The 560-nt window shown below is 50.5% G+C and carries 1 pseudogene; it reads left to right on the forward strand.

Features of this window, described 5'->3' with window-relative positions:
- A pseudogene (locus D515_RS24945) lies at nt 1-560 on the forward strand (type I secretion C-terminal target domain-containing protein); the annotation flags it as partial.

Genomic DNA, 560 nt, shown 5'->3' on the forward strand with positions numbered 1-560 from the left:
CATCAGGCCAACTTCGGGGCAGACTATAACGGCAAGGTGCATGTTTACACCAAGTCCGGCACCTTCCTGAAAGAAGTCGTACTCAATGCCTCTAATGGCTACAAGGCCAATATCACCATCCCTGCTGGTGAAAGTGGCGTCAAAATTTATGCCGATACCCTCAATGACAATGTCTATGAAGGGAATGAGACTATTAAGATCCAAGGCGCCGTCATTGGTCAGCAAGGTTGGGTGCAATCCGCTGCGGCTGTCATCACGGATAATGCCGACATCCCGAAAGTCGCCAGCATTACCCATTTGCAGAATGCGGCGGAAGATGGTTGGGTCGGCTGGACGGTCAATATGACCAAGACCTCCACCACCAACAGCACGGTGCAGCTGAACTTTAATGACGGCCTTCATCAGGCCAACTTCGGGGCAGACTATAACGGCAAGGTGCATGTTTACACCAAATCCGGCACCTTCCTGAAAGAAGTCGTACTCAATGCCTCTAATGGCTACAAGGCCAATATCACTATCCCTGCTGGTGAAAGTGGCGTCAAAATTTATGCCGATACCCT

The sequence above is a fragment of the Grimontia indica genome (genome assembly GCF_000333895.2).
GTDB classification, from domain to species: Bacteria; Pseudomonadota; Gammaproteobacteria; order Enterobacterales; family Vibrionaceae; genus Enterovibrio; species Enterovibrio indicus.